Here is a 24486-nt window from a genome sequence, read left to right on the forward strand (position 1 = left end):
TTTCCGGAAAATCTTTCTTTGACCGGCTCTTAGCTCTCTGAAATAGTGCGCCCGACTTCAGCCAGGGAGGCCATTTCATGACGAAGAACAAGCCCGGATTTGCAACGCTCGCCATCCACGCCGGCGCCCAGCCGGACCCGACGACGGGCGCGCGCGCCACGCCGATCTACCAGACCACGAGCTTCGTGTTCAACGACACGGACCACGCTGCCTCGCTTTTCGGCCTCCAGGCCTTCGGCAATATTTATACCCGCATCATGAACCCGACCCAGGCCGTGCTTGAGGAGCGCGTCGCGGCGCTCGAAGGCGGCACGGCGGCGCTCGCCGTCGCCTCGGGCCATGCCGCCCAGCTTCTCGTCTTCCACACGATCATGCGCCCGGGCGACAATTTCATCGCCGCACGCCGGCTCTATGGCGGCTCGGTCAACCAGTTCGGCCATGCTTTCAAGAGTTTCGACTGGCATGTGCGCTGGGCCGATACGGCCGATCTTTCCTCCTTCGAAAGCCAGATCGACGACAAGACCAAGGCGATCTTCATCGAGAGCCTGGCGAATCCGGGCGGCACCTTCGTGGATATCGCCGGCATTGCCGAAGTGGCGCACCGCCACGGCCTGCCGCTCATCGTCGACAACACCATGGCGACACCCTATCTCGTGCGCCCGCTGGAGCACGGTGCCGACATCGTCGTGCATTCGCTGACCAAGTTCATGGGCGGCCACGGTAATTCCATGGGTGGTGTCATCGTCGATGGCGGCACCTTCGACTGGACTGCCTCCGGCAAGTACCCTGCGCTCTCCGAGCCGCGTCCGGAATATGCCGGCATGGTGCTGCACGCCACCTTCGGCAATTTCGCCTTCGCCATCGCCTGCCGGGTTCTGGGCCTGCGCGATTTCGGCCCTGCCATCTCGCCCTTCAACGCCTTCCAGATCCTGACCGGCATCGAAACCCTGCCGCTCAGGATGCAGCGTCATTGCGACAATGCGCTCACCGTCGCCAAGTGGCTGAAGGGCCATGAAAAAATCTCCTGGGTCACCTATGCGGGCCTCGAGGAAGATCCCAATCATGACACCCAGCAGCGCTACTCGCCCAAGGGCGCCGGCGCCGTCTTCACCTTCGGCCTCAAGGGCGGCTACGAAGCGGGCAAGCGCTTTGTCGAAGGTCTGGAAATGCTTTCGCACCTCGCCAATATCGGCGACACGCGCTCCCTCGTCATCCACCCGGCCTCGACTACCCATCGCCAGCTCACCGAGGAGCAGCAGGTGGCTGCCGGCGCCGGTCCCGATGTCGTGCGCCTGTCGATCGGCATCGAGGATGTCGCCGACATCATCGCGGACATCGAGCAGGCGTTGGCCAAGGCGTGAATCTTAGCGGGCCGCCCGCGCCATTTCAGCAGGCGGCCCATTTCAGCAGGCGGACAGATCCATGAACAACACGCAATCCTTCGATGTCTCCGGCATCACACCCGAAGAGGGCCGCCCGGCCTCCGACCGGCTGATCTCCGGCGACCCGGTCTTCACCACCTGGAACATCGAGGAAGCCGACGGCGGCATCTATGCCGGCATCTGGCAGTCGACGCCGGGAAAATGGCGCGTCCAGTACGACGAGTGGGAGTATTTCCACATCCTCGAGGGATATTCGATCTTGGTATCGGAAGATGGCGAGATCACGCACCTGAAGGCCGGCGACCGCCTGATCCTGAGACCCGGCTTCAGGGGAACCTGGGAAGTCGTTGAAACGACTCGCAAGGACTACGTCATCCGCGTCTAGGGTTTCCGGACCTCACCACGCCAGTTCCAGCGCCTCCAGCCCGTGGAAGTGATAGACGTCTTTCACCGCGGGCTCTTTCGCGATCCTCAGCCCCGGCAGGCGCTGGAAGAGGATCGGCAGGGCGATGTTGAGTTCCAGCCTTGCGAGCGGCGCGCCGATGCAGAAGTGGATTCCGGCGCCGAAGGAGAGGTTGGCGCCTTCGTTGCGATCCGGCTTGAAGGCGAGGGGATCGGTGAATTTCTTCGGGTCGAGATTGGCGGCGGCGAGAATCATGGCCACCTTGTCGCCCCGGCGGAAATGAATGCCGTCGAGTTCGACATCTTCAAGCGCGAAACGGTCGAAGATGTGCACCGGGGCGGAAATGCGCAGGCATTCCTCGACCGTGCGTTCCGTCGCCTTCTCATCCGCGAAAATCACTTTGGGATCGGCGCCGCTCTCCAGAATGCTGCGTACGGCATTGCCGATCTGGTGCACCGTCGCCTCGTGGCCGGCATTGAGCAGAACGATGGTCGTCGAGATCAGCTCGTCTTCGGTGAGAAGCTGGCCGCGGTGCTCGGTGTGCACCATATGCGAAAGCAGGTCGTCGCGCGGCTCCGCCCGGCGCTCGGCGATGACGCTGCGCACATAGTCGGAAAATTCCTCCGCCGCCTTGTCGGCGATAATCTCGTCTTCCGGCGTGCGGCCGAACATGTACATGCGCACATAGGCATGCGACCATTTCAGGAGCTGCGGCCCCATCTCGTCGGGAATGCCGATCATGCGGGCGATCATCGTTACCGGCAGGATATCGGCGAAGGCGGCGAGCAGTTCGACCTTCCCGTCCTTCTCGAACCGGTCGATCGCTTCGTGGCAGAGCGCGGAAATCTCCGGCGTCAGCTTCTCGATCATGCGCGAGACGAAGGCGCGGTTGACGAGGGTGCGCAGCCGCGTGTGCTCCGGCGGTTCCAGTTCGAGCAGAGACCAGGCCTCGGCAGCGTCGAAATGGGCAAGATGCGCCTGCGGCTCCGGCAGGCCCAGCTCCTCGCGCGTCGCCACATGCAAAATCTGCCGGCCGAAGCGGCGGTCGCGCAGGAGGCCGTTCACATGGTCGTAGCCGGTGAAATACCACATCTTCTGCTCTTCCCACCAGAAGGTGGGACAGTGTGCATGCAGCGCCGCGTAGACCGGGTTCGGAGCGCGGTAGAAATCGGGATTGCGGCCGTCGAGCGAGACGCGGCGGCTGGCGGGGTCGATGGACAGGAAGGGGATATGTGTCGTGGTCATCAAAGACCGGTAGCGTATTCCGGCACCGGGTGAAACCGGAATTTGATTTGTTCATGACTGTGAACTAAGTTTGATAAACTAAGTCCATGGAGATGGCGATGCGGACGGTCAACATTCACGATGCGAAGACCAATCTTTCACGCCTTGTCGAGCAGGCGGCGAAAGGGGAAAGCTTCGTTATTGCCAAGGCGGGCAAGCCGATGGTCAAGGTCGTGCCGCTCGATGCGCCGGATGAGGGGAGGGTGAGCCGTTTCGGTTTTCTGCGCGGGCAGTTGACGGTTCCTGACGATTTCGACCGGATGGGCGAGGATGAAATCACCCACCAGTTTTCCGGTGACGAATGAAGCTGCTCCTCGACACACACCTGCTACTCTTGGCGGCGGCAAGCCCGGAGCGGCTGAGCGGCACCGCGATGACACTGATGGCGGATCCGGACAACGCCCTCCACTTCAGCGTGGCGAGCCTGTGGGAGGTGGTCATCAAATCGAGCCTCGGCCGCCCGGATTTTCAAGCGGATGCCGGACGCCTGCGGCGGGGCCTGGTCGACAACGGTTACATCGAACTGCCGATCGCTGCAGGCCATGCCATCGCCGTGGCGAACCTGCCACCCCTGCATCGTGATCCTTTCGACCGCATTCTCATCGCACAGGCGAGATATGAGGGCCTGCTGTTGCTGACGGCGGACGCGCGCGTCGCCGACTACGACGGGCCGGTGCGGCTCGTCTGATCATTTCCCGACGGCAACACCCTCCCGTCGCGGATCGGCAGCGCCGGTGAGGCCGTCGGTTGAGATGGCGATGGCGTGCAGACCGGAGTTCATTTCGCCCACCTTCACCTCGTAGCCGAGCGCCTTCAGAGGCGCGGCGAGTTTTTCCGCTGCGGTGCCGGCTTCGAGGTCGTAGGGGCCGAATCGATTGATGAGATGCGGCATGGCGACGATCTGGCCGACATCCATGCCCCAGTCGATATGGGCGATCAGCGCCTGGGCGACGTAGCCGATGATCTGGCTGCCGCCGGGAGAGCCGATGGCCAGCACGGGCTTGCCGTCCTTCAGCACGATGGTGGGAGACATGGAGGAGCGGGGGCGTTTTCCGGGCTCCACGCGGTTGGCGACCGGCATGCCCTCGTCATGGGTCTTGAAGGAGAAGTCGGTGAGTTCGTTGTTGAGCAGGAAACCGCCGGTCATCAGCCGCGAGCCGAAGCCGTTCTCGATCGTGGTCGTCATGGAGACGACATTGCCTGCCGCATCGACGATGACGAAATGGCTGGTGGAGGGCAGTTCGAGTGCGGCGTCGCGGCCGAAGTCGAAGGCGTGGTCCCATTCGGGCTTGCCCGCCGTCACGGCATCTTCGGCAAGTGCCTTGTCGCCGTCGAGCAGTCTGGCCCGCTCGCCGAGATAGGTTTTGTCGAGAAGCCCCTTGATCGGCGCGGGCACGAAATCTGTGTCCGCAAGGTAGCGTTCGCGGTCGGCGAAGGCGAGGCGCTGTGCGTCGCCGATCAGCCGCCAGCTTTCGGCATTGTCCTTGCCGAGTGCCTTGAGGTCGAAATTTTCCAGCATGCCGAGCATCTGGCCGATGACGACTGCGCCGGAGGAGGGCGGTCCCATGCCGCAGACGTCGAGCGCGCGGTAGGAGGTGCAGACCGGCCGGCGCTCCTTCACCTGGTAGTTCTGAAGGTCGGCGAGCGAGAGCACGCCGGCATTCTTGCCGGAACTGCGCACCGTATCGACGATGCCCTGGGCGATAGTGCCGGTGTAGAAGGCCGGCGCGCCGCCACCGGCGATGGCCGAAAGCGTCTCGGCATAGGCCGGATTCTTGAGGATTCTGCCGGCCTTCAGCGGTGCACCATCCGCGCCGAAGAAATAGGCGGCTGTCGTCTCGAAGGTCTTCAGCCGGTCGCCCTCGGTGGCGATCAGGCCGGCAAGACGCGGCGAGACGGAAAAACCGTCGCGGGCCAGCGTTTCGGCGGGGATGAAGAGGTCCTTCCAGGGCTTGCGGCCCCAGCGGTTGTGCGCCTCCTGCATCAGCATGACGGTGCCGGGTGTGCCGACGGAGCGCCCGCCGACGACGGCGTCGAAGAATTTCAGCGGCTCGCCCTTTTCGTCGAGGAAGAGCCTGGGGGTCGCCTCCATCGGCGCGGTCTCGCGGCCGTCCAGCGTGGTGAGCCGGCCGGTCCCGGCATCGTAGTAGACGAGAAAGGCACCGCCGCCGAGGCCTGAGGATTGCGGCTCGACAAGGCCGAGCATGGTCTGGACGGCGATCATGGCGTCGATCGCGCTGCCGCCGTCCGCAAGAACCTTTTCGCCGGCCTCGGCCGCGAGCGGGTGGGCGGCCGCCACCATATGGGCCTTCGCGGTGACGACCTTCGCCGCCGCAAGGCCGGTTGCGCGCTCCGGCGCGACGCTGTCGGACGCCTGCTGGGCGGATACCCCGACCGATGTCAGGAAAAGAAGCCCGAGGGCGACGAGAGATCGTTTCATCATGGCTACCTCCACTGGAGGGAGATATAGTGCAGACGATCACCGGGAGGAGGCAAGGCCTGGGAGCGATTTACCCTTCCTTCACCTTGCCGGCGGTTCGGTTGTGGAAATCGCCGCCGCCCGTTGCGTCAGTTAACTGCATTCTCGCATAGAGCGCCGCAAAACACGCACCTGTCTTGAAGTCCGCCACCCTCACACTCTATGTAGGGAAGACGAAACTTGCTGATTCCCAACGTTTGCGAAGGGTTTCAGGGCCACACCGATGAAGGATTGACATGAGAAATCCCGTAGATACCGCCATGGCTCTGGTGCCGATGGTCGTCGAGCAGACCAACCGCGGCGAGCGTTCCTACGACATCTATTCACGCCTCCTGAAGGAGCGCATCATCTTCCTGACGGGTCCGGTCGAGGATCATATCGCCACGCTCGTCTGCGCGCAGCTTCTCTTCCTTGAGGCCGAAAACCCGAAGAAGGAAATCGCGCTCTACATCAATTCGCCGGGCGGCGTCGTCACGTCCGGCATGGCGATCTACGACACGATGCAGTTCATCAAGCCGGCTGTCTCGACGCTGTGCATCGGCCAGGCCGCCTCGATGGGCTCGCTGCTGCTGGCCGCCGGCCACAAGGACATGCGCTTTGCCACGCCGAACGCCCGCATCATGGTGCACCAGCCCTCGGGCGGCTTCCAGGGCCAGGCATCGGACATCGAGCGCCACGCCAAGGACATCCTCAAGATGAAGCGCAAGCTGAACGAGGTCTATGTCAAACATTGCGGCCGCACCTATGAGGAAGTCGAGCAGACGCTTGATCGCGACCATTTCATGAGCGCCGACGAGGCGAAGGACTGGGGTCTGGTCGACCGCGTCATCACCAGCCGCGAGGCGATCGAGGGCGCGGACGCCACGTAACACCTCGTTCGACGCCGCAGGATCTCATGACGCTCGACGACTACAACGCCTTCTGCGCTTCGCTCCCCGCCACGAACCACGTGGTGCAATGGGGCGGGGCGCATGTCTGGAAGGTCGGCGAGAAGGTTTTCGCCATTGCCGGATGGAGCGACACGGCGGGGCTTGCGGTCACGTTCAAGGTGTCCGACATCGCCTTCGATATTCTGAGCGAGCAGCCGGGGTGCCGTCCAGCACCCTATCTCGCCTCGCGCGGAATGAAGTGGATCCAGCGGCAAACGGGCGAATCAGTTGATGATGCGGCGTTGTGTGACTATCTAAGGGAAAGTCACGGTCTGGTGGCGGCGAAACTGACGCGCAAGGCTCGTTCCGATCTTGGCCTAATGCGCGGATGAAGGCAATCACGCGATTTGTAATGATCGCGGGGCTTTATCCTCGCCACAAAGCCGGTAATATTGGCCGTTAATGCTATGTTGATTTGTGACGGCTTAGCATTCGGTGTTTAAACGGGGAATGCGTTGCAACCGGTTCAAGGGCGGGGCCCGGGCCGGTCAGTACCCCTGGAGCCTTTGAAAGGGCGCGTAGGCGTATCCGGCAAAGGCGGTTTGAGTGGTCCGGCCATCTTCCGGGAGATGAACGGCGTGCTGGAAGGAAAGTGATATGAGCAAGGTCAGCGGCAGCAACGGCGGCGACTCCAAGAATACCCTCTACTGCTCCTTCTGCGGCAAGAGCCAGCACGAGGTCCGCAAGCTGATTGCCGGACCGACGGTGTTCATCTGCGATGAATGCGTCGAATTGTGCATGGACATCATCCGCGAGGAGAACAAGACCTCCATGGTGAAATCCCGAGACGGCGTTCCCACGCCCCAGGATATCATCAAGGTTCTCGACGAATATGTCATCGGCCAGCAGCAGGCAAAGCGCATCCTGTCGGTCGCGGTGCACAACCACTACAAGCGACTGGCGCATGCCGCCAAGGGCTCGGACGTGGAACTGGCGAAGTCGAACATCATGCTGGTCGGCCCCACGGGCTGCGGCAAGACCTATCTCGCCCAGACGCTCGCCCGCATCATCGATGTACCCTTCACCATGGCCGACGCCACGACGCTGACCGAAGCCGGTTACGTCGGCGAGGACGTGGAGAACATCATCCTGAAGCTGCTTCAGGCCGCCGATTACAACGTCGAGCGCGCACAGCGCGGCATCGTCTATATCGACGAAGTCGACAAGATCTCGCGCAAGTCCGACAACCCGTCGATCACCCGCGACGTGTCGGGCGAGGGCGTGCAGCAGGCGCTTCTGAAGATCATGGAAGGCACGGTTGCATCCGTACCGCCGCAGGGTGGTCGCAAGCATCCGCAGCAGGAATTCCTGCAGGTCGACACGACGAACATCCTGTTCATCTGCGGCGGTGCCTTCGCCGGTCTCGACAAGATCATCTCCGCCCGTGGCGAAAAGACGTCGATCGGCTTCGGGGCACAGGTCCGCTCGCCGGAAGACCGCCGCGTCGGTGAAGTGTTGCGCGAACTGGAGCCGGAAGACCTGGTGAAATTCGGACTCATCCCGGAATTCATCGGCCGTCTGCCGGTCCTGGCGACGCTCGAAGACCTCGACGAGGACGCGCTGATCCAGATCCTGTCGGAGCCGAAGAACGCTCTGGTCAAGCAGTACCAGCGCCTGTTCGAGATGGAAGACGTCGAATTGACCTTCCACGAGGACGCGCTGCGCGAGATCGCCCGCAAGGCGATCGTCCGCAAGACCGGTGCGCGCGGCCTGCGCTCGATCATGGAGAAGATCCTGCTCGACACGATGTTCGAACTTCCGACGCTGGAAGGCGTGCGCGAGGTCGTCATCTCCGACGAGGTGGTCAAGGGGTCGGCCCGTCCGCTCTACATCTACTCGGAGCGCACCGACGAGAAGGCCAACGTTTCGGCCTGATCGCGCCAAACCCGTTCAGGAAGGACCCGCCGCCGGCGGGTCTTTTCGTTTGAGGCGGCTAGTGACATTTCGTGACTGGTCGCCTGCCGCGGGAAGGGGCATGATGTGCAACCTTCCGCTGCTTCGGGAGCCGTTGCGAAACGGTGCGCGCCAAGCCAGAATGGAAGACTTCGATTCTGTTCTGCGTATGCTCCGGCGGTGCTGCCGGGGGGAAGGCCGCAAGTTCCGCGACAGCGCGGAAGACTACACTTCCGGTGTTGGTTCGCTTGTCCGTCACGGGGTGGGGCACTCCGCAACCGGGCTTGAAAATGTGTTGGCTGCACGCCACTTGTGGATGGAAAAGATCGCCGGCCCGGCACTCTGAGCGCCGAATGGACCGGTTCCCGGAAACGGGACGTTTGAAAGGAAATGACATGACGAAAAAGACGTCTGCGTCGCACGACTCCACGGCCTTCCCGGTCCTGCCCCTGCGCGACATCGTGGTGTTCCCGCACATGATCGTCCCGCTGTTCGTCGGCCGCGAGAAGTCGATCCGCGCACTCGAGGAGGTCATGGGTACCGACAAGCAGATCATGCTTGCCACCCAGATCAATGCCTCCGACGACGACCCGGAAACCGATGCCATCTATCGCATCGGCACCGTCGCCAACGTGCTCCAGCTCCTCAAGCTCCCCGATGGTACCGTCAAGGTGCTGGTCGAAGGCCGCGCGCGCGCCGAGATCGACGGCTATACGGACCGCGAGGAATTCTACGAGGCGATGGCCCATGTCCTAGCCGAGCCGGAAGAGGACCCGGTGGAGGTCGAAGCGCTGTCGCGCTCGGTCGTCTCCGAGTTCGAGAACTATGTGAAGCTCAACAAGAAGATTTCGCCCGAAGTCGTCGGTGCCGCGAGCCAGATCGAGGACTATTCGAAGCTCGCCGACACCGTCGCCTCGCACCTCTCCATCAAGATCGTCGAAAAGCAGGAAATGCTGGAGACGACGAGCGTCAAGCTGCGCCTTGAAAAGGCGCTCGGCTTCATGGAAGGCGAGATCTCGGTCCTGCAGGTCGAAAAGCGCATCCGCTCGCGCGTCAAGCGCCAGATGGAGAAGACGCAGCGCGAGTACTACCTCAACGAACAGATGAAGGCGATCCAGAAGGAGCTCGGCGACGGCGAGGACGGCCGCGACGAGATGGCCGAACTGGAAGAAAAGATCGCCAAGGCGAAGCTCTCCAAGGAGGCCCGCGAAAAGGCGGATGCCGAGCTGAAGAAGCTGCGCCAGATGAGCCCGATGTCGGCGGAAGCCACCGTCGTGCGCAACTATCTCGACTGGCTGACGGGCATTCCGTGGGGCAAGAAGTCGAAGATCAAGACCGACCTCAATGCCGCGGAAAAGATTCTCGACGAGGATCATTTCGGCCTCGACAAGGTCAAGGAGCGCATCGTCGAATATCTCGCCGTGCAGGCTCGCTCGGCCAAGATCAAGGGCCCGATCCTGTGCCTTGTCGGCCCTCCGGGCGTCGGCAAGACCTCGCTCGCGAAATCGATCGCCAAGGCGACCGGCCGCGAATACATCCGCATGGCGCTCGGCGGCGTGCGTGACGAGGCCGAAATCCGCGGTCACCGCCGCACCTATATCGGCTCGATGCCCGGCAAGGTCATCCAGTCGATGAAGAAGGCGAAGAAGTCCAACCCGCTCTTCCTGCTCGACGAGATTGACAAGATGGGCATGGATTTCCGCGGCGATCCGTCCTCGGCTCTCCTGGAGGTGCTCGATCCGGAACAGAACTCGACCTTCATGGACCACTACCTGGAAGTCGAATACGACCTGTCCAACGTCATGTTCGTGACGACGGCGAACACGCTGAACATTCCGGCGCCCCTCATGGACCGCATGGAAGTGATCCGCATTGCCGGCTATACGGAAGAAGAGAAACTGGAAATTGCCAAGCGGCACCTGCTGCCGAAGGCGATCCGCGATCACGCCCTTCAGCCGAAGGAGTTTTCGGTGACGGACGGCGCGCTGATGGCGGTCATCCAGCAGTACACCCGCGAAGCCGGTGTGCGTAACTTCGAGCGTGAATTGATGAAGCTCGCCCGCAAGGCGGTCACCGAGATCATCAAGGGCAAGTCGAAGACGGTCGAGGTCACGGCAGACAACATCCACGACTTCCTCGGCGTTCCGCGCTTCCGCCACGGCGAGGCCGAGCGCGAGGATCAGGTTGGCGTTGTTACGGGTCTTGCCTGGACGGAAGTCGGCGGCGAGCTGCTCACCATCGAAGGCGTCAGCCTGCCGGGTGGCAAGGGCCGCATGACGGTTACGGGCAACCTGAAGGATGTGATGAAGGAATCGATCTCGGCAGCGGCGTCCTATGTCCGCTCGCGCGCCGTCGATTTCGGCATCGAGCCGCCGCGCTTCGACAAGACCGATATCCACGTGCACGTGCCGGAAGGCGCGACGCCGAAGGACGGTCCGTCGGCCGGTATCGCCATGGCGACCGCCATCGTTTCCATCATGACCGGAATCCCGGTCTCGAAGGACATCGCGATGACGGGCGAAGTGACGCTGCGCGGCCGGGTCCTGCCGATCGGCGGTCTCAAGGAAAAGCTGCTCGCAGCGCTTCGCGGCGGCATCAAGAAGGTGCTGATCCCGGAAGAGAACGCCAAGGACCTGGCGGAGATCCCGGATAACGTGAAGAACAACATGGAGATCGTTCCGGTCTCGCGCATGGGTGAGGTGATCAAGCATGCGCTCGTTCGCCGGCCGGAGCCGATCGAATGGGATGCGACGGTCGAAGACGCCAAGGTTCCGGCGGTCGAATCGACCGATGAGGGTACCGGCGCGATCGCGCATTGAGCCTTGATGCCGGGTAATGCATCCGGCATTTTGGAGCGAAACGGGAAAAGACCGGCCTTTCGGCCGGTCTTTTTCGTTGAAAAACGTGTGTAAAGCCCGGATTCTCAGGGTTTTGCGACGAAATTTTCTTGCGGGGCGAGGGGCGATGCGTATTCTGCCCCCGACTTGTATGAGTCGTTTCAAACCGTATGAAAGGGGTGGAAACATGAACAAGAATGAACTCGTATCCGCAGTGGCTGAGAAGTCTGGCCTCTCCAAAACGGACGCAGCATCGGCTGTCGACGCCGTTTTCGAGACGATCCAGGGTGAGCTCAAGAACGGCGGCGACGTTCGTCTCGTCGGTTTCGGCAATTTCTCCGTATCGCGCCGTGAAGCCTCGAAGGGCCGCAACCTCTCGACCGGCGCCGAGATCGAGATTCCGGCACGCAACGTGCCGAAGTTCTCGGCCGGCAAGGGCCTGAAGGACGCCGTCAACGGCTGATCCTTGGTTCGGGCAGAGCGGTTATCCACTCCGCCGCCAAACCTGAAATTCAGGGTCGGGGTCCGGTTCTTCCGGGCCCCCTTTTATTTGACGGGAAGGCAACGGACCGTCGCCGAAATGTCATCGGCCTGTAACACGAAAGCCTCAGAACCGCCGGGTTCCTTTTGACCGGATCCCGGAGGATTTCATGAAAACCCGTTCGATCACCGCCGCGCTCGCTGCGGTTCTCGCCGCATCGGTGGCCTCCGCCGCCAGCGCCGAGCCCGTCTTCAATCGCATTGCGTCCTTCGCCGTTGCCGACAACCTGCCCGAGGGTGTCGACAAGGCGACGCCGACCTCGTCCGAGATCATCAGCGCCTCGGAAGACGGCAACACGCTCGTCTATTCCGACAGCCCGAACAAGGCCATCGGCTTCATCGACATCACCGACGCCGAGGCTCCGAAGGCGGGCGGCACCGTCGCCTTCGACGGCGAGCCGACCTCGGTCACCATTGCCGCCGGCAAGGCGCTCGTCGCGATCAACACGCGCGAAAGCTTCGTGAAGCCGTCGGGTGTGCTCGCCCAGGTCGATGTGGCCTCCAGGGCCGTCGAGGCGACCTGCGATCTCGGCGGTCAGCCGGATTCGATCGCCCTCAACAAGGACAGGACGATCGCCGCCATCGCCATCGAGAACGAGCGCGACGAAGAGGTCAATGACGGCGCCATCCCGCAGATGCCGGCCGGCGATCTCGTGCTGCTCTCCCTCAAGGACGGCGTCGTCGATTGCGGTTCGATCAAGCATGTGGCGCTGACTGGCCTTGCCGATGTCGCCGGCGAGGATCCCGAACCCGAATTCGTCTCCTTCAACGGCCTCGACGAAGTTGCTGTCACCCTGCAGGAAAACAACCATATCGTCATCGTCGACGGCAAGGCCGGCACGGTAAAGAGCCACTTCTCCGCCGGTACGGTCAGCCTTGAAGGCATCGACACCAAGAAGGACGGTGCGCTGAAATTCACCGGCGAGATGAAGGACGTGGCGCGCGAGCCCGATGCCGTGAAGTGGCTGGACGACAACCGCCTGGTCGTCGCCAATGAGGGCGACTGGAAGGGTGGCGCCCGCGGCTTCACCATCTTCGACAAGCAGGGCAAGGTCCTCTACGAGAACGGCGCGGCCTTCGAGCGCGAGATTGCCAAGATCGGCCACTATCCGGACAAGCGCAACAAGAAGGGCGTCGAGCCGGAAGGCATGGAAGCCGCCAAGTTCGGCGATGACAACCTGTTCTTCGTGCTCGCCGAGCGCGCCTCGATCGTCGGTGTCTACAAGGATACCGGCGCCGAGCCCGCGCTTCTCCAGCTGCTGCCCTCGGGCGTTGGCCCGGAAGGAGCCGTCGCCATCCCGAACCGCAATCTCTTCGTGACCGCCAACGAGACCGATCTCGTGGAGGACGGCGGCGCCCGCTCGCATGTCATGATCTATGAGCGTGCCGAAGGCGAAGCTGCCTATCCGCAGATCGTCTCCACGGAAAAGGATGGCGAATTGATCGGCTTCGGCGCCCTCTCGGGCCTCGCACCGGTCAAGGACAAGCCGGGCATGCTCTACGCCGTCAACGATTCCTTCTACGCCTCGCAGCCGACGATCTTCACGATCGACGCCACCGCGAAGCCGGCGAAGATCGTCGATGCGCTGCGCATTACCCGCAACGGTGCTGCCGCCCAGAAGCTCGACAGCGAGGGCCTGACGCCGGATGGCGAGGGCGGTTTCTGGCTTGCCAACGAGGGCGATGCCGACAAGCTCGTCGGCCATGCCATCATCCATGTGAACGAAAAGGGCGAGATCCAGAAGGAAATCGCCATTCCCGCCGCGCTGCGCGCCGGCGAGAAGCGCTTCGGCTTCGAAGGCATCACCAGCGTCGGCGAAGGCGATGACAAGGTGCTGTGGATGGCCATGCAGCGTGAATGGGGCGACGACGAGAAGGGTTTCGTGAAGCTCGTCTCCTACAAGCCGTCCTCCGAGGAATGGGGCGCCGTGCGCTATCCGCTCGAAAAAACCGAAAGCGGCTGGGTCGGCCTTTCCGAAATCACCGTCAGCGGCGACCATGCCTATATCATCGAGCGCGACAACCTGATCGGCCAGGCGGCCAAGCTGAAGAAGCTGTACCGCGTGGCGCTTGCCGATCTGAAGCCGGCCGCACTCGGCGGTGAACTGCCTGTCGTCAAGAAGGAAGAGGTCCGTGACCTCATCCCGGACCTGAAGGGCGCCACCAACGGCTTCGTCGTCGACAAGGTCGAAGGCTTTGCCATCGACGCCGCCGGCAATGGCTTCGTCATGACCGACAATGACGGCGTGGATGGTTCCTCGGGTGAGACGCTGTTTTTCGGCATCGGCCCGATGAACGCCATGTAAGCTCCGCGGGCCGTCCATTCTTGCTTTCACCTTCTCCCCGCTTATTGGGGGGAAGGCAGCGGGCAGGGGAGGACGCTGAACGCTTCAGACAAAGAAGGCCGGGATCGTGAAATCCCGGCCTTCTTCCGTTTTCCGTTGCCGTCCGGCTTAGCCGACGGCCCGCAGGGGGCGCATGGGCGCTGCGGCGGTGTCGCCTTCGACCTTGTCCCGTTCGCGCTGCAATTCCTCGGTCTTCTCGCTGAGGCAGCCGATGATGTCCTTGAGGTGCTGCTTCTGGTCTTCGGTCAGCACCGCGAAGATCGCCTCGATCATCTTGTGCTGTGGCTGCTGTGCGGCGGAGATCACCGTGCGGCCCATATCCGTGATCGAGACGATCTTGGCACGCCGATCCTTCGGGTCCGGCTCGCGCTTGACCAGCTTGTCCCGCTCGAGGCCGTCGATCGCTTCCGTTACCGTGCGGGGCGCGAAACCGAGCGCGCAGGCGATGTCCGTCGAACGCTGCGGGCCCTGACATTCCAGAAGAAGCAGGAACTTGCTGCGGGCAAGCGACACGCCTTCATCCATCATGCACTCGTTCACCAGGCGGCTCACCTGATGGTAGAGTTTGAACATGCCCTGGGAAATTTCTATCGTGCTACTCATGAGGGGAAATATAGGTATTATGAGGGACCATGTCAAATGATCACGAAGGTTTTCGGATAATTTGATCATAGATATTGAACGATCTCTGTAAATGCGAACGGTCAGGTCGCGGGCGTTATTCCTGCCCTTTCCCGGAATTTTCGGGGTGAGACGATTTCTCTCCTGCATAACCTTGACTGCGGGGCGCCAAGCATTGACCCGGAGGAGGGGGAAAGCGATTGTCCGGCCATGCCGTTCCGCTTCATTCACACCGCCGATCTCCATCTCGATTCGCCCCTGACATCGCTCGCTCTGCGCAATGCCGAGCTTGGCGAACTGGTGCGCGGAGCGACACGCAAGGCGCTGGAGCGTATCGTCGATCTTGCGATCACCGAGGCGGTCGATGCCCTCATCATCGCCGGAGACCTCTATGACGGTTCGCAGACCTCCATGGCGACGGCGCTCTTCCTGATGGGCCAGATGCGCCGGCTGGATGCGGCCGGCATCCGCGTCTTCCTCATCCGCGGCAATCACGACGCCCAGTCGCAGATCACCCGCGAACTCACCTTTCCGCCGAATGTGCACGTCTTCGATGGCCGCGGAAAGCCGGTGAAGGCCGGCGTGCTGGCGAGTGGCCGCGAGATCCACGTCCACGGCATCAGCTTTGCCAACCCCCATGCCCCGGCATCGCTGCTGCCGAGTTTTCGCGCACCCGTGCCGGATGCGGTGAACGTCGGCCTCATGCACACCAGCCTGGCCGGTGCGAGTCGCCACGATCCCTATGCACCTGTCGGCATAGCCGATCTTGCCGCGCACGGCTTCGACTATTGGGCACTCGGGCACATCCACCAGCGGCGGGTGCATCTCGAAAAACCGTGGATCGTCATGCCCGGCAATCCGCAGGGCCGCGACATCAACGAAGGTGGCCCCAAAGGCATTACGCTCGCCACCATCGAGGACGACGGCACGATCACCTGCGAGATGCATCCGGTCGCGGTCGCGCTGTTCGAGCGCCTTTCCGTCGATCTCTCTGGTATCGAAGACTGGCACGGCATGCTTGACCGCGTCGAAGCCGTGCTGGCCGAGGCGAGGGCGCAAGCACGCGGCGCCCATCTCGTCGCACGCCTTGCACTTGACGGCGCCACACCGCTTTCCTGGCGCCTACGCCGCGACGAGGATCTGCTCACCGCCGAGCTGCAGAACGTTGCCGCCTCGCTCGGCGAATGCTGGATCGAGGCGGTGGAGCTTTCCGTTTCCATGCCGCTTGCCGCGGCGGGTGCCGATGCCGGTCCGCTCACGGAGATGTCCCGTCTGATGCGCGAGGACGTCATCGAAAGCCATGCCTATCGCGAAGAGTTGCGCGAGACGCTGGGCGATCTCCTGCGCCAGTTGCCGAAGGAGGCGCGCGGCCTGCTGGCCGTGGACGAAGCGGCGGAGGAGGCCCTGCTGCACGACCTCGCCCTTCGAGGGGCCGATGCCGTTCTCGCCCGCCTTGGCGGCGAAGGGGCGGGGGGCTAGCCGATGCGTCTCGATCGCCTGGACCTCGTCCGCTACGGAAAATTTACCGACCGCAGCCTCGATTTCGGTACGGCCACGCCGGGCAAGCCGGATTTCCATCTTGTCTACGGCCCGAACGAGGCGGGCAAGTCGACGCTTTTTTCCGCCTATCTCGACCTGCTTTTCGGCATCGAGAAATCCAGCGCCTACGGCTTCCTGCATCCCTATGCCCTGATGCGCGTCGGCGGGCAGTTCTCCGTCGGTGCCGAGCGCCACGAGGCCTACCGCCTGAAGCGCAACCAGGCCTCGCTCGTCACCGCCGATGACCGGCCCTTGCCGGAGACGCTCTTTGCCGCCGTGCTCGGCGGCATGGATCGCAACGCCTATCGCACCATGTTCTCGCTCGACGACGAGAGCATCGAGAGGGGCGGCGAGGACATCCTGAAGAGCGAGGGCGAGCTGGGGTCGATGCTCTTTTCCGCCAGCTCCGGTCTTTCCGACATGGCCACGGGTCTTGCGGCGCTGAAGGCGGAGGCCGACGAGTTCTATCGTCCCTCCGGCCGCAAGCACGGACTCTCGGGGCTCAAGGCGGATATTGACGCGCTGGCGGCCGAGCGCAAGGCGCTCGATGTCGCCGCCCGCGATTACGGCCTGCTGGTGCGCGACCGCGACGCCGCTGTCGAGCGGCACGGCGAGATGACGGCCGCCCGGACCGAGGTGCGCGCCGCGCTGGCGCAGGTGGAGCGCTGCCTTTCAGCATTGCCTTACCTTCGGCGCCTGCGGGCTTTGCGTACCGAGCTCGGCGCCTTCGATCTGGGCGATTCTCCGCCGACCAGCTGGCGTTCGCTCTCCGGGGAACTGGCGCGCGAGGAGGCGGAAATCGCCGCCCGCGCGGCACGCATGGAGGGGGAGCGCCTGCATTTTTCCGAGGAGCTGGCGGAGCTGCCTGAGGACGAGGCCGTTCTGGCGGCCGCAGGCGATATCACCGCGCTTGCCGGTTCCGCGCTCGAGGCCCGCTTCCGCACCGCGGCGATGGATCTTGCTGTCCGCGAGGCGGAACGGGACCGGGTTGCCGTTTCCATCGGGACAAGCCTCGCCGCGTTCGGGCTCGTTGCGGATGCCGACCCGGCGGGCATTCTGCTGCCTCCGGGCCTTGGCGAAAAGCTTGCCGCCCTCCTGTCCCGACGGTCGGCGCTTGCCGAACGCGCCGCGACGGCGCTTCGCGAGCGTGCCGAGGCCCAGCGGGCGCTTGCCGCCATCGGAGACGAGGCGGGCGCCATTTCGGACGAGGACGTGCAGGCGGACGCGGCGCGTCAGTCCTCGCTCGCCGCAGCCCTGCGCGCTGCGCGGTCCGGCGACCTTTCGGCGCGCTTGCGCGAGGCCCGTCGCCTCGTCGCGCTGGCCCGGCAGGATGCCGATGGTGCGATGGCGCGTCTTGCTCCCTGGTCCGGCACCGCGGCGAGCCTGGAGGCCGTGGCTGCGCCATCGCCTGGCGATATGGAGGGTTTGCGCAAACGACATGATGCGGCCGATGAGGCCCTGCACCGTCAACGCGAGCAGGTTGCCGCACTGGAGCTGGATGTCGCCTCTGCCCGCGCAACGCTCCGGGCGCTTCAAAGGGCGACCGGTGCGGCGGGCGAAGAACATGCCGGCCATCTGCGAGCCGTGCGGGATGCGGCCTGGCAGAGGCATGCCGGCACGCTCGACAGCGGTTCTGCCGATGCCTTCGAGCAGGCGATGCGCGCGGATGACAAGGCTTCGGATGCGCGCCTGCGCAATGCCGACCGCCTTTCGGAGCTGCGCCTTCTCGAACGGACGATCGCGGAAGGCACGGCGCGGCTGGAGACCCTTGCCGGTGAAGGGACCCGTCTGTCCGAGGTGCGGGCGGAAGTCGAAGGTCAGGTGTCGTCGCTTGCCGCGCGCCTCGGCCTGCCTGAGGGGACGACGCTGGCAGACATGGCCGGCTGGCTGGAGCGGCGGGCGGCGGCGCTGGATGCCATCGGCGGGCTTGCGCAGCGCACCGTGGAAGCCGATCTCGTGGAAAGGGAGAGGCGCGACGTGCTGGCGCGGTTGGCGGCCCTACTGGGTGAAGCGCTGGCCGAGGACAGCCCCTTCGATGAAGCGTTGTTCCTTGCCGAGGACCGGCTGGAGGCGCTGAAGGCCGCCGAGGCCCGGCGGAATTCTGCGGCCGTGCAGTTCGCCCGTCTGAAGGCCGATATTGATATGCGCGGCAAGGCCACGGAAGACGCCACGGCGGCACTTGGCGCATGGCAGGAGGCCTGGGAGCGGGACATCGCCGGCACCTGGCTCGCCGGGCCGGACGCGCCCGTCGCCCTGGAGCGCGTCGGCGCTCTCCTTCCGGCGCTGCAGACGCTCGCCCAGAATGTCGAGCGGCGCGGGGAGTTCGATCACCGCATCGCCGGCATGCGCCGGGACCAGCAGGATTATGCCGGCCACGCCCGCCGCCTTGCCGAGCGCCTGTCCGAGCCGTTCGACAATGAGGACCCGCTTTCCACCGTCGCAGCCTTCGGCCGGCGGCTCGCCGCGGCGACAGCGGTGCGCCAGCGGCGCGAGGCGATCGACAAGGCGGGGCTGCGCCTTGCCGAGGAGGAGGGTGCACTGGAGGAGCGTCGTGCGGTGCTTACCGCGCGGCTCGCGGAGGTCTATTCCGTCCTTGGCTGCGACACGCTTGCGGAGGCGGATATTCTCATCGAAGCCTATCGCAAGCGCGACGACATTCTGGCGCGCGTCCAGGATGTCGGGCGTGATCTCGCCCAGCAGCTGCGCACGGAAACGGTCGATGAAGCCGAGGCGCTGCTCTCGGCGGTCGATGACGACCAGCTTTCTGCGGAAAGGGAAGACCTTTCCGCACGGCTCGAGGAGCTCGACCGCGCGGTGCAGGAGCAGCACCTTCTGCGCGCCCGGGCGGAGGAAGCGCTGGCTAAGGTCGCCGGCAGCGATGCGGCGGCGGTGCTGGAGGAACGGCGGCGCACGGTGCTGATCGAGCTTGCGGAGAAGTCGCGCCGCTATCTGGCGACGCGCGCCGGCATTCTGGCGGCGGAACAGGCTCTGCGACTCTACCGCGAGCGTCACCGCAGCGCGATGATGGAACGCGCCTCGCGGACGTTCCGCGACATCACGGCGGGCGAATATACCGGCCTGTCGACGATCCTCGAAAAGGACAGCGAATTCCTCGTCGTCAACGCCGCCCCAGGCGGCTCGAAGCTTGCGAAGGACCTCTCCAAGGGCACGCGCTTCCAGCTCTATCTGGCGCTGCGCGTTGCGGGCTATCACGAGATCGCCGCCAGTCGCGAGATCGTGCCCTTCATCGCCGACGACATCATGGAAACCTTCGACGACCGGCGTGCGCTCAATGCCCTGACGGTGATGGGCGCGATGGCGACGGGCGGGCAGGTGATCTACCTGACCCATCACGAGCATCTCTGCGACCTCGCGAAAAAGGCCTGCCCTGACGTCACGATCCATGAATTGTGAGGCCTGAAACGTCGAAGTGTAAAGGAAGCGTTACGGTCAAAACTTGACTTGGCCGATGGTAAGTGGTTCTTGGCGCACCATCGGCATTGCTGCGAAGCCTGCTTCGCGCGGCGCTCCGCCCTGAAGAAACGGACGGGTATGACGTTGAGGACCGGCAGAGAAGCGACGATCTGGGAGCGGGGTTTTGCGCCCGTCGGCTTCCTCGTGCTGCTCGTCACCCTGTTCCTCTCGCAATTCTCCCTTCCTGGCAGCGCAAATGATGCTGGCCACCCGCCGCGGGCAGCTGCCGAAGGCGGCGTCGCGCCATCGCCGCTCTCGGCGACCGGCGATGAACTGTGGTTCCCGGCAAGCGGCCATGCCGAACGGCGGGTCGCCAAGGCCAAGAGCGGCCTGCCGGAAGGCGATGCTGCCGGCAAGGCACTCGTCCCGGGCGCCGGTGTCGTGCTCTACCCCTTCGAGACCTCTGTTTCGGTGGTCTTTGTCGCTGTCGACGATGCGGCGCCCCTCCGCCTGGGCCCGGCATCCTTCCGCAGCCGTGCGCCTCCGGTCCTTGCCGCCTGAGGCCCTGTGGCGTCTCTGCACGCCGCGCCATTCGTTCGAAATTCCGATTCCCGCGGACGGCGCCGACTTCCTGTCGCGCCCGTCCGGCAGTCTAGATGGAACAAACCCATGAAAACCTCCAAATGGGCATTGTTGGTCTATATCGCGATCATCCTCTTCGGGGTGCTCGCGGCCGTGCCCAACGTGCTGACGTCCGAACAGCAAGCCAAATTCGGGAGCTACCTGCCCGCCAATCCCGTCACGCTCGGTCTCGACCTGAAGGGCGGCTCGCATCTCGTGCTGGAGGTCGATGCCGCGGCGCTGCGCAAAGCGCGCATGGACGTGCTGCTGAACGATACGCGCGCCATTCTGCGCACTGCCGGCGAGCGCGCCTCGGCCGCCCGCCTCAGCGGCACCACGCTGACGATCACGCTGCCCGACCAGGCGACGCTCGACAAGATTCTGCCGGAGGTGCGCAAGCTCGCGACGCCGACGACGCTCGGCTTCACCGCCGGCAGCGCCGATATCGATGTCGCCACCAGCGGCAACCTGATCAACGTCACGCTGACGGAAGCCGGCATCAACGAGCGCATGTCGGCCGCCGTCGAGCAGAGCCTTGAAATCATCCGTCGACGCGTCGACCAGGTCGGCGTTGCCGAACCGCTGATCCAGCGCGTCGGCGGCGACCGCATCCTCGTCCAGCTGCCTGGCCTGCAGGATCCGACGCGCCTGCGCCAGCTGCTCGGCTCGACCGCGCAGATGAGCTTCCACATGGTCGACCAGACGGTGGATCCGAACAGCGTCGCCCCGCGCGGCGTGATGATCCTGCCCGGCGCCAACGATCCCGGCAAGTATGCCGTGGAAGAGCGCGTCGCCATTTCGGGCGATCGCCTTGCGGATGCCAAGGCCGGCTTCGACCAGCGTACCAACGAGCCGATCGTCTCGTTCAGCTTCGATTCGACGGGCGCGCGCCAGTTCGCGGAAATCACCCAGGCCAATGTCGGCAAGCCTTTTGCCATCGTTCTCGACGGCAAGGTGCTGACGGCGCCGGTCATCCGCGAGCCGATCATCGGCGGCCAGGGTCAGATCTCCGGCAATTTCAACCCGCAGGAAGCGACCGTCCTTTCGGCGCTGCTGCGCTCCGGCGCGCTGCCGGCTCCGCTCACCATCATCGAGGAGCGCACCGTCGGCCCGAACCTCGGTTCGGACTCGATCCGCATGGGTCTCTACACGGGTCTCGCCGGCCTTGCCGCCGTCGTGGTGCTGATGCAGGTGCTCTACGGCTCCTGGGGTCTCATCGCCAACCTCGGCCTCGTGCTGCATACCGTCCTGACGATCGGTCTTCTCGGTCTTCTCGGCTCGACGCTCACCTTGCCCGGCATCGCCGGCATCATCCTCGGCATCGGCATGGCCGTTGACGCCAACATCCTGATCAACGCCCGTATCCGAGAGGAGACGGCGGCCGGGGCGGGGGCCATGAAGGCGCTCGATGTGGGCTTCAACAAGGCCTATGCCACCATCGTCGACGGCAACATGACGACCATGGTCGGCATGATCCTGCTCTTCATGTTCGGTTCCGGTCCGGTGCGTGGCTTCGCCATCACCATGATCATCGGTCTTGCGATCTCGATGTTCACGTCGATCACCTTCGTGCGCCTCCTGATGCGCGAGGTGGTCATCCGCCGCAAGATGAAGAGGATCGACATCCATTCGATCTTCGGCAAGGTCTGGGCGATCCCGAGCTTCTCCTTCATGCGTGGCCGGTATATCGCGATCGGCATGTCGGCCTTCATCTCGATCAGCTCGGTCATCCTGTTCTTCACGCCGGGCCTCAACTACGGCATCGACTTCGTCGGCGGCATCCAGGTCGAAGCGACGTCGAAGACGCCGATCAACCTTGCCCCGCTGCGCGAGAAGATGGAGGGCCTCAATCTCGGTGAAGTGGCCCTGCAGGAATTCGGTCAGGGCACGTCCGTCCTCGTGCGCGTCCAGCGCCAGCCGGGCGGCGAAGAGGTGCAGACCGCAGCGCTCCAGAAGATCCGCGACGGCGTCGCCGAAGTGATCCCGGACGCCAGCTTCGAGCGTACGGAAGTGGTCGGCCCGACGGTCAGCACCGAACTTGCCCGCTCCGGCTTCCTCGCCGTCGGCCTCGGCATGCTGGCGATCCTGATCTACATCTGGTGGCGCTTCGAGTGGCACTTCGCCGTGGGCGCCATCGCGACGCTGCTCTTGGACATCACCAAGATGATCGGCTTCTTCTCGCTGATGCAGATCGACTTCAACCTGACGGCCATCGCCGCCGTGCTGACGCTGATCGGCTACTCGGTCAACGACAAGGTCGTCGTCTACGACCGCATGAGAGAAAACCTGCGCAAGTACAAGTCGATGCCCTTCTCGGACCTTATCGATCTCTCGATCAACCAGGTGATCATGCGATGCATCTTCACCTCGGTTGCCGTCGCGGCCTCGCTGCTGCCGATGGCGATCTGGGGCGGCGACACGGTCAAGCCCTTCGCCTGGCCGATGCTGTTCGGCGTGATCGTCGCAACGACATCGTCGATCTATATCGGCGGCCCGATCCTGCTCTTCCTCAGCCGCTGGTGGAAGGATCGCGATACCGCGCGGGCGCCCGGTTCGGCAACGACGCCGGCAACCGAAGCCTAAGACCAAAGCGGGCGCCCCTGGGGCGCCCGTACTGCTTTATAAGGTGTTGATTTATATAGGGTAGAAGAATTTAACCCTACTATCTAACATACCATGCGGGGAGGGGTGTACTAAGCCTTCGGCAGCAGCCCCTTTGCTTCCAAATCCGCGATGATGAGCATCTCGACGTAAGCGGCCACGGTGCGGCGGTCTGCCTTCGCTGCCGCCTCTAGCGCGTCTTTCACGTGCTGCTCGATCCGTATCCCCAGGCTCGCACTGCGCACCATTTCATTCCCCTCGAAAAAAAGTTAGCCATTGTTAGTCATTGCTAGTTGACTGCCAGCAATCAATGTTATACAACACCTAACATTCGCTGACAACAACGAGGAGACCCCCATGACGACCAGCACGCATGCAACCGACAGACGCCATCAGCCGCGCAGGTTGGTGCCGTTAAGACCTGCCGCGGCACCGCACGCCAACAACCCGGCCACGATTATCCAAGCCCCGAACCCCAGAACCATCCGGCTCGCCGAAGCGTTTTTCGACATGGAGGATGACCTCAACATCGCGTTCCGGCAGTCGCGGCTTGCGATGATCACGCTGGAACACGTCCTGGTCGAGATTCGCGCGCTCAGTAAAGCAGCTGAAGGGCGCGGCGAGACCTGTACGGAGTATCATCTGCGGCAGATCACACGCGATGTGTCTGCGGTGTTCGATGCGGTCTGGGAAGTGGACTCTGCCGCAGGCCGCATGGAGCAGCAATATTATGCGGCCGACAAATGCGAGGCCGCGCAATGACCCACCTCATCTTTCGCGACGGCACGCGATGCGAACTCGTCGATCGCACCGCAGACCACATCACCTACAAGCGCGACGACGGCGTCCACGTGACGCTGCCCATAGCTGCCGCCCGCATCGTTGCGGTGGGCGTGATGACGACCTTTTAGTTTCCCGCCAGCCGTTAGCCGCATTGTCCGGCTGGCCCTTGCCGGCTGGCGCTGTATAGCCGCCGCCGGCCTTTTATTCCAACACCGGGGGGTGCCCATCACCACCGTCGCCCGCACAAGACGGGGCACCCCCATACGGTATCAAGCCGGCCGATCGCCATGCGTAATCCTTGGAACGCCCGCCGGCTCAACCGCTCGCCCTTCACGGGGCGGGCGGTTTTCGCGCGCACGCGCGAGGTGAGACACCATCATCAAAAGGTACAATTTTTTGTACAATTTCGTCAGTCGGTCGCCGCGAATTTTCGACCGAATGAAATCAACGCCTTGCCGGCGCAACCCCCTGAAATCATTCGATGCAATTTTGTATTGCCCCCAGAACGCATTTTTGCGTTATGGGCCTCCCCGAAATTGGGGACACCTATCTCGACAACCCCGCCGTGCGGTGAGATGATGGCGCGACTTAAGGGGAGGGGAAGATGGGAACGGTGAAGTTCAAGGTCGGCGACATCGTGATGATGCGGGGCAGCCCAAAATTGGAAATCCGGTCGTTTGACGAAACCGGCCAGAAGGCGCTTTGTCGGGGGATTGAGCGCGGAAAGCTATTCGAAGTCTTTTTCCCCGTGAGCGAACTTAAACCCTACAGGCGCTTTGCGATTCGCGGCAGGTACAATAGACAATACTGACACA

At 63.6% G+C, this 24486-nt stretch carries 21 protein-coding genes; 17 read left to right on the plus strand and 4 right to left on the minus strand.

Annotated elements, in window-relative coordinates; genetic code table 11:
• Positions 1 to 77 precede the first annotated feature (77 nt).
• Together P9A16_RS10715 and P9A16_RS10720 are read left to right on the plus strand one after the other, a co-directional pair.
• Complete coding sequence (locus P9A16_RS10715) at positions 78 to 1361, plus strand: O-acetylhomoserine aminocarboxypropyltransferase (protein ID WP_278025661.1); 1284 nt, start codon at positions 78 to 80, stop codon at positions 1359 to 1361.
• A gap of 61 nt (positions 1362 to 1422) precedes the next feature.
• On the plus strand, positions 1423 to 1767 hold the full coding sequence (locus P9A16_RS10720; RefSeq protein ID WP_023513736.1) for a cupin domain-containing protein: 345 nt from the start codon (positions 1423 to 1425) through the stop codon (positions 1765 to 1767).
• 12 nt (positions 1768 to 1779) lie between these two features.
• Here P9A16_RS10720 and P9A16_RS10725 read toward each other — a convergent pair whose 3' ends face one another.
• Positions 1780 to 3030, minus strand: coding sequence for a cytochrome P450 (locus P9A16_RS10725; RefSeq protein WP_023513737.1), 1251 nt, complete (start codon positions 3028 to 3030; stop codon positions 1780 to 1782).
• Between the two features lie 98 nt (positions 3031 to 3128).
• Here P9A16_RS10725 and P9A16_RS10730 point away from each other — a divergent pair, with 98 nt between their 5' ends.
• Positions 3129 to 3374 carry a type II toxin-antitoxin system Phd/YefM family antitoxin gene (locus P9A16_RS10730; RefSeq protein WP_023516806.1) on the plus strand — a complete coding sequence of 82 codons (246 nt, stop codon included), beginning with the start codon at positions 3129 to 3131 and terminating at the stop codon, positions 3372 to 3374.
• The gene (locus P9A16_RS10735) at positions 3371 to 3757 is read left to right on the plus strand and encodes a type II toxin-antitoxin system VapC family toxin (RefSeq protein ID WP_023516807.1); all 387 of its coding nucleotides are present in this window, start codon (positions 3371 to 3373) and stop codon (positions 3755 to 3757) included. The genes P9A16_RS10730 and P9A16_RS10735 overlap by 4 nt, the downstream gene beginning before the upstream one ends.
• On the opposite strand, the gene ggt is transcribed toward P9A16_RS10735, so the two are convergent.
• Positions 3758 to 5509: a gamma-glutamyltransferase gene (gene ggt, locus P9A16_RS10740; RefSeq protein ID WP_037407576.1), complete on the minus strand. Its 1752-nt coding sequence runs from the start codon at positions 5507 to 5509 to the stop codon at positions 3758 to 3760.
• A 275-nt stretch (positions 5510 to 5784) separates the two neighbouring features.
• Between ggt and clpP the strand changes: the two genes are divergently transcribed.
• From clpP to P9A16_RS10770, 6 genes are all read left to right on the plus strand, one after another.
• Entirely contained in the window at positions 5785 to 6417 is a 633-nt protein-coding gene (gene clpP, locus P9A16_RS10745; RefSeq protein WP_023513714.1) for an ATP-dependent Clp endopeptidase proteolytic subunit ClpP, read from the plus strand.
• Positions 6418 to 6443: 26 nt separating this feature from the next.
• Positions 6444 to 6809 (plus strand): MmcQ/YjbR family DNA-binding protein, encoded by a 366-nt coding sequence (locus P9A16_RS10750; protein ID WP_023513713.1) that lies wholly within the window; start codon positions 6444 to 6446, stop codon positions 6807 to 6809.
• A gap of 265 nt (positions 6810 to 7074) precedes the next feature.
• On the plus strand, positions 7075 to 8352 hold the full coding sequence (gene clpX, locus P9A16_RS10755; protein ID WP_024270647.1) for an ATP-dependent Clp protease ATP-binding subunit ClpX: 1278 nt from the start codon (positions 7075 to 7077) through the stop codon (positions 8350 to 8352).
• A 413-nt stretch (positions 8353 to 8765) separates the two neighbouring features.
• On the plus strand, positions 8766 to 11189 hold the full coding sequence (gene lon / locus P9A16_RS10760; RefSeq protein WP_024270645.1) for an endopeptidase La: 2424 nt from the start codon (positions 8766 to 8768) through the stop codon (positions 11187 to 11189).
• 205 nt (positions 11190 to 11394) lie between these two features.
• Positions 11395 to 11670 (plus strand): DNA-binding protein HupB, encoded by a 276-nt coding sequence (hupB, locus tag P9A16_RS10765; RefSeq protein WP_023516583.1) that lies wholly within the window; start codon positions 11395 to 11397, stop codon positions 11668 to 11670.
• Positions 11671 to 11857: 187 nt separating this feature from the next.
• On the plus strand, positions 11858 to 14053 hold the full coding sequence (locus tag P9A16_RS10770; RefSeq protein WP_023516584.1) for an esterase-like activity of phytase family protein: 2196 nt from the start codon (positions 11858 to 11860) through the stop codon (positions 14051 to 14053).
• A gap of 147 nt (positions 14054 to 14200) precedes the next feature.
• Here the strand turns inward: P9A16_RS10770 and P9A16_RS10775 are convergent, their stop codons facing one another.
• Positions 14201 to 14665, minus strand: coding sequence for a MarR family winged helix-turn-helix transcriptional regulator (locus tag P9A16_RS10775; protein WP_245290097.1), 465 nt, complete (start codon positions 14663 to 14665; stop codon positions 14201 to 14203).
• A 258-nt stretch (positions 14666 to 14923) separates the two neighbouring features.
• On the opposite strand from P9A16_RS10775, the gene P9A16_RS10780 reads away from it, so the two are divergent.
• The 4 genes from P9A16_RS10780 to secD all read left to right on the plus strand — a co-directional run bounded on the left by P9A16_RS10780 (position 14924) and on the right by secD (position 22870).
• Positions 14924 to 16192 (plus strand): metallophosphoesterase family protein, encoded by a 1269-nt coding sequence (locus tag P9A16_RS10780; protein ID WP_024270643.1) that lies wholly within the window; start codon positions 14924 to 14926, stop codon positions 16190 to 16192.
• A 3-nt stretch (positions 16193 to 16195) separates the two neighbouring features.
• On the plus strand, positions 16196 to 19666 hold the full coding sequence (locus P9A16_RS10785; RefSeq protein ID WP_278025662.1) for an AAA family ATPase: 3471 nt from the start codon (positions 16196 to 16198) through the stop codon (positions 19664 to 19666).
• 138 nt (positions 19667 to 19804) lie between these two features.
• Entirely contained in the window at positions 19805 to 20227 is a 423-nt protein-coding gene (locus tag P9A16_RS10790; protein WP_023511963.1) for a hypothetical protein, read from the plus strand.
• Positions 20228 to 20335: 108 nt separating this feature from the next.
• Positions 20336 to 22870, plus strand: coding sequence for a protein translocase subunit SecD (gene secD / locus P9A16_RS10795; RefSeq protein ID WP_278025663.1), 2535 nt, complete (start codon positions 20336 to 20338; stop codon positions 22868 to 22870).
• Positions 22871 to 22980: 110 nt separating this feature from the next.
• Here secD and P9A16_RS10800 read toward each other — a convergent pair whose 3' ends face one another.
• Complete coding sequence (locus P9A16_RS10800) at positions 22981 to 23136, minus strand: hypothetical protein (protein ID WP_278025664.1); 156 nt, start codon at positions 23134 to 23136, stop codon at positions 22981 to 22983.
• Positions 23137 to 23245: 109 nt separating this feature from the next.
• On the opposite strand from P9A16_RS10800, the gene P9A16_RS10805 reads away from it, so the two are divergent.
• From P9A16_RS10805 to P9A16_RS10815, 3 genes are all read left to right on the plus strand, one after another.
• The gene (locus P9A16_RS10805) at positions 23246 to 23650 is read left to right on the plus strand and encodes a hypothetical protein (RefSeq protein WP_278025665.1); all 405 of its coding nucleotides are present in this window, start codon (positions 23246 to 23248) and stop codon (positions 23648 to 23650) included.
• Positions 23647 to 23799, plus strand: a complete 153-nt coding sequence (locus tag P9A16_RS10810; protein WP_278025666.1) for a hypothetical protein — start codon at positions 23647 to 23649, stop codon at positions 23797 to 23799. Before P9A16_RS10805 ends, P9A16_RS10810 begins: the two co-directional genes overlap by 4 nt.
• A gap of 476 nt (positions 23800 to 24275) precedes the next feature.
• Entirely contained in the window at positions 24276 to 24482 is a 207-nt protein-coding gene (locus tag P9A16_RS10815; protein ID WP_278025667.1) for a hypothetical protein, read from the plus strand.
• Positions 24483 to 24486 lie beyond the last annotated feature (4 nt).

It is taken from the genome of Shinella sp. 838 (genome assembly GCF_029623935.1).
GTDB lineage: Bacteria > Pseudomonadota > Alphaproteobacteria > Rhizobiales > Rhizobiaceae > Shinella.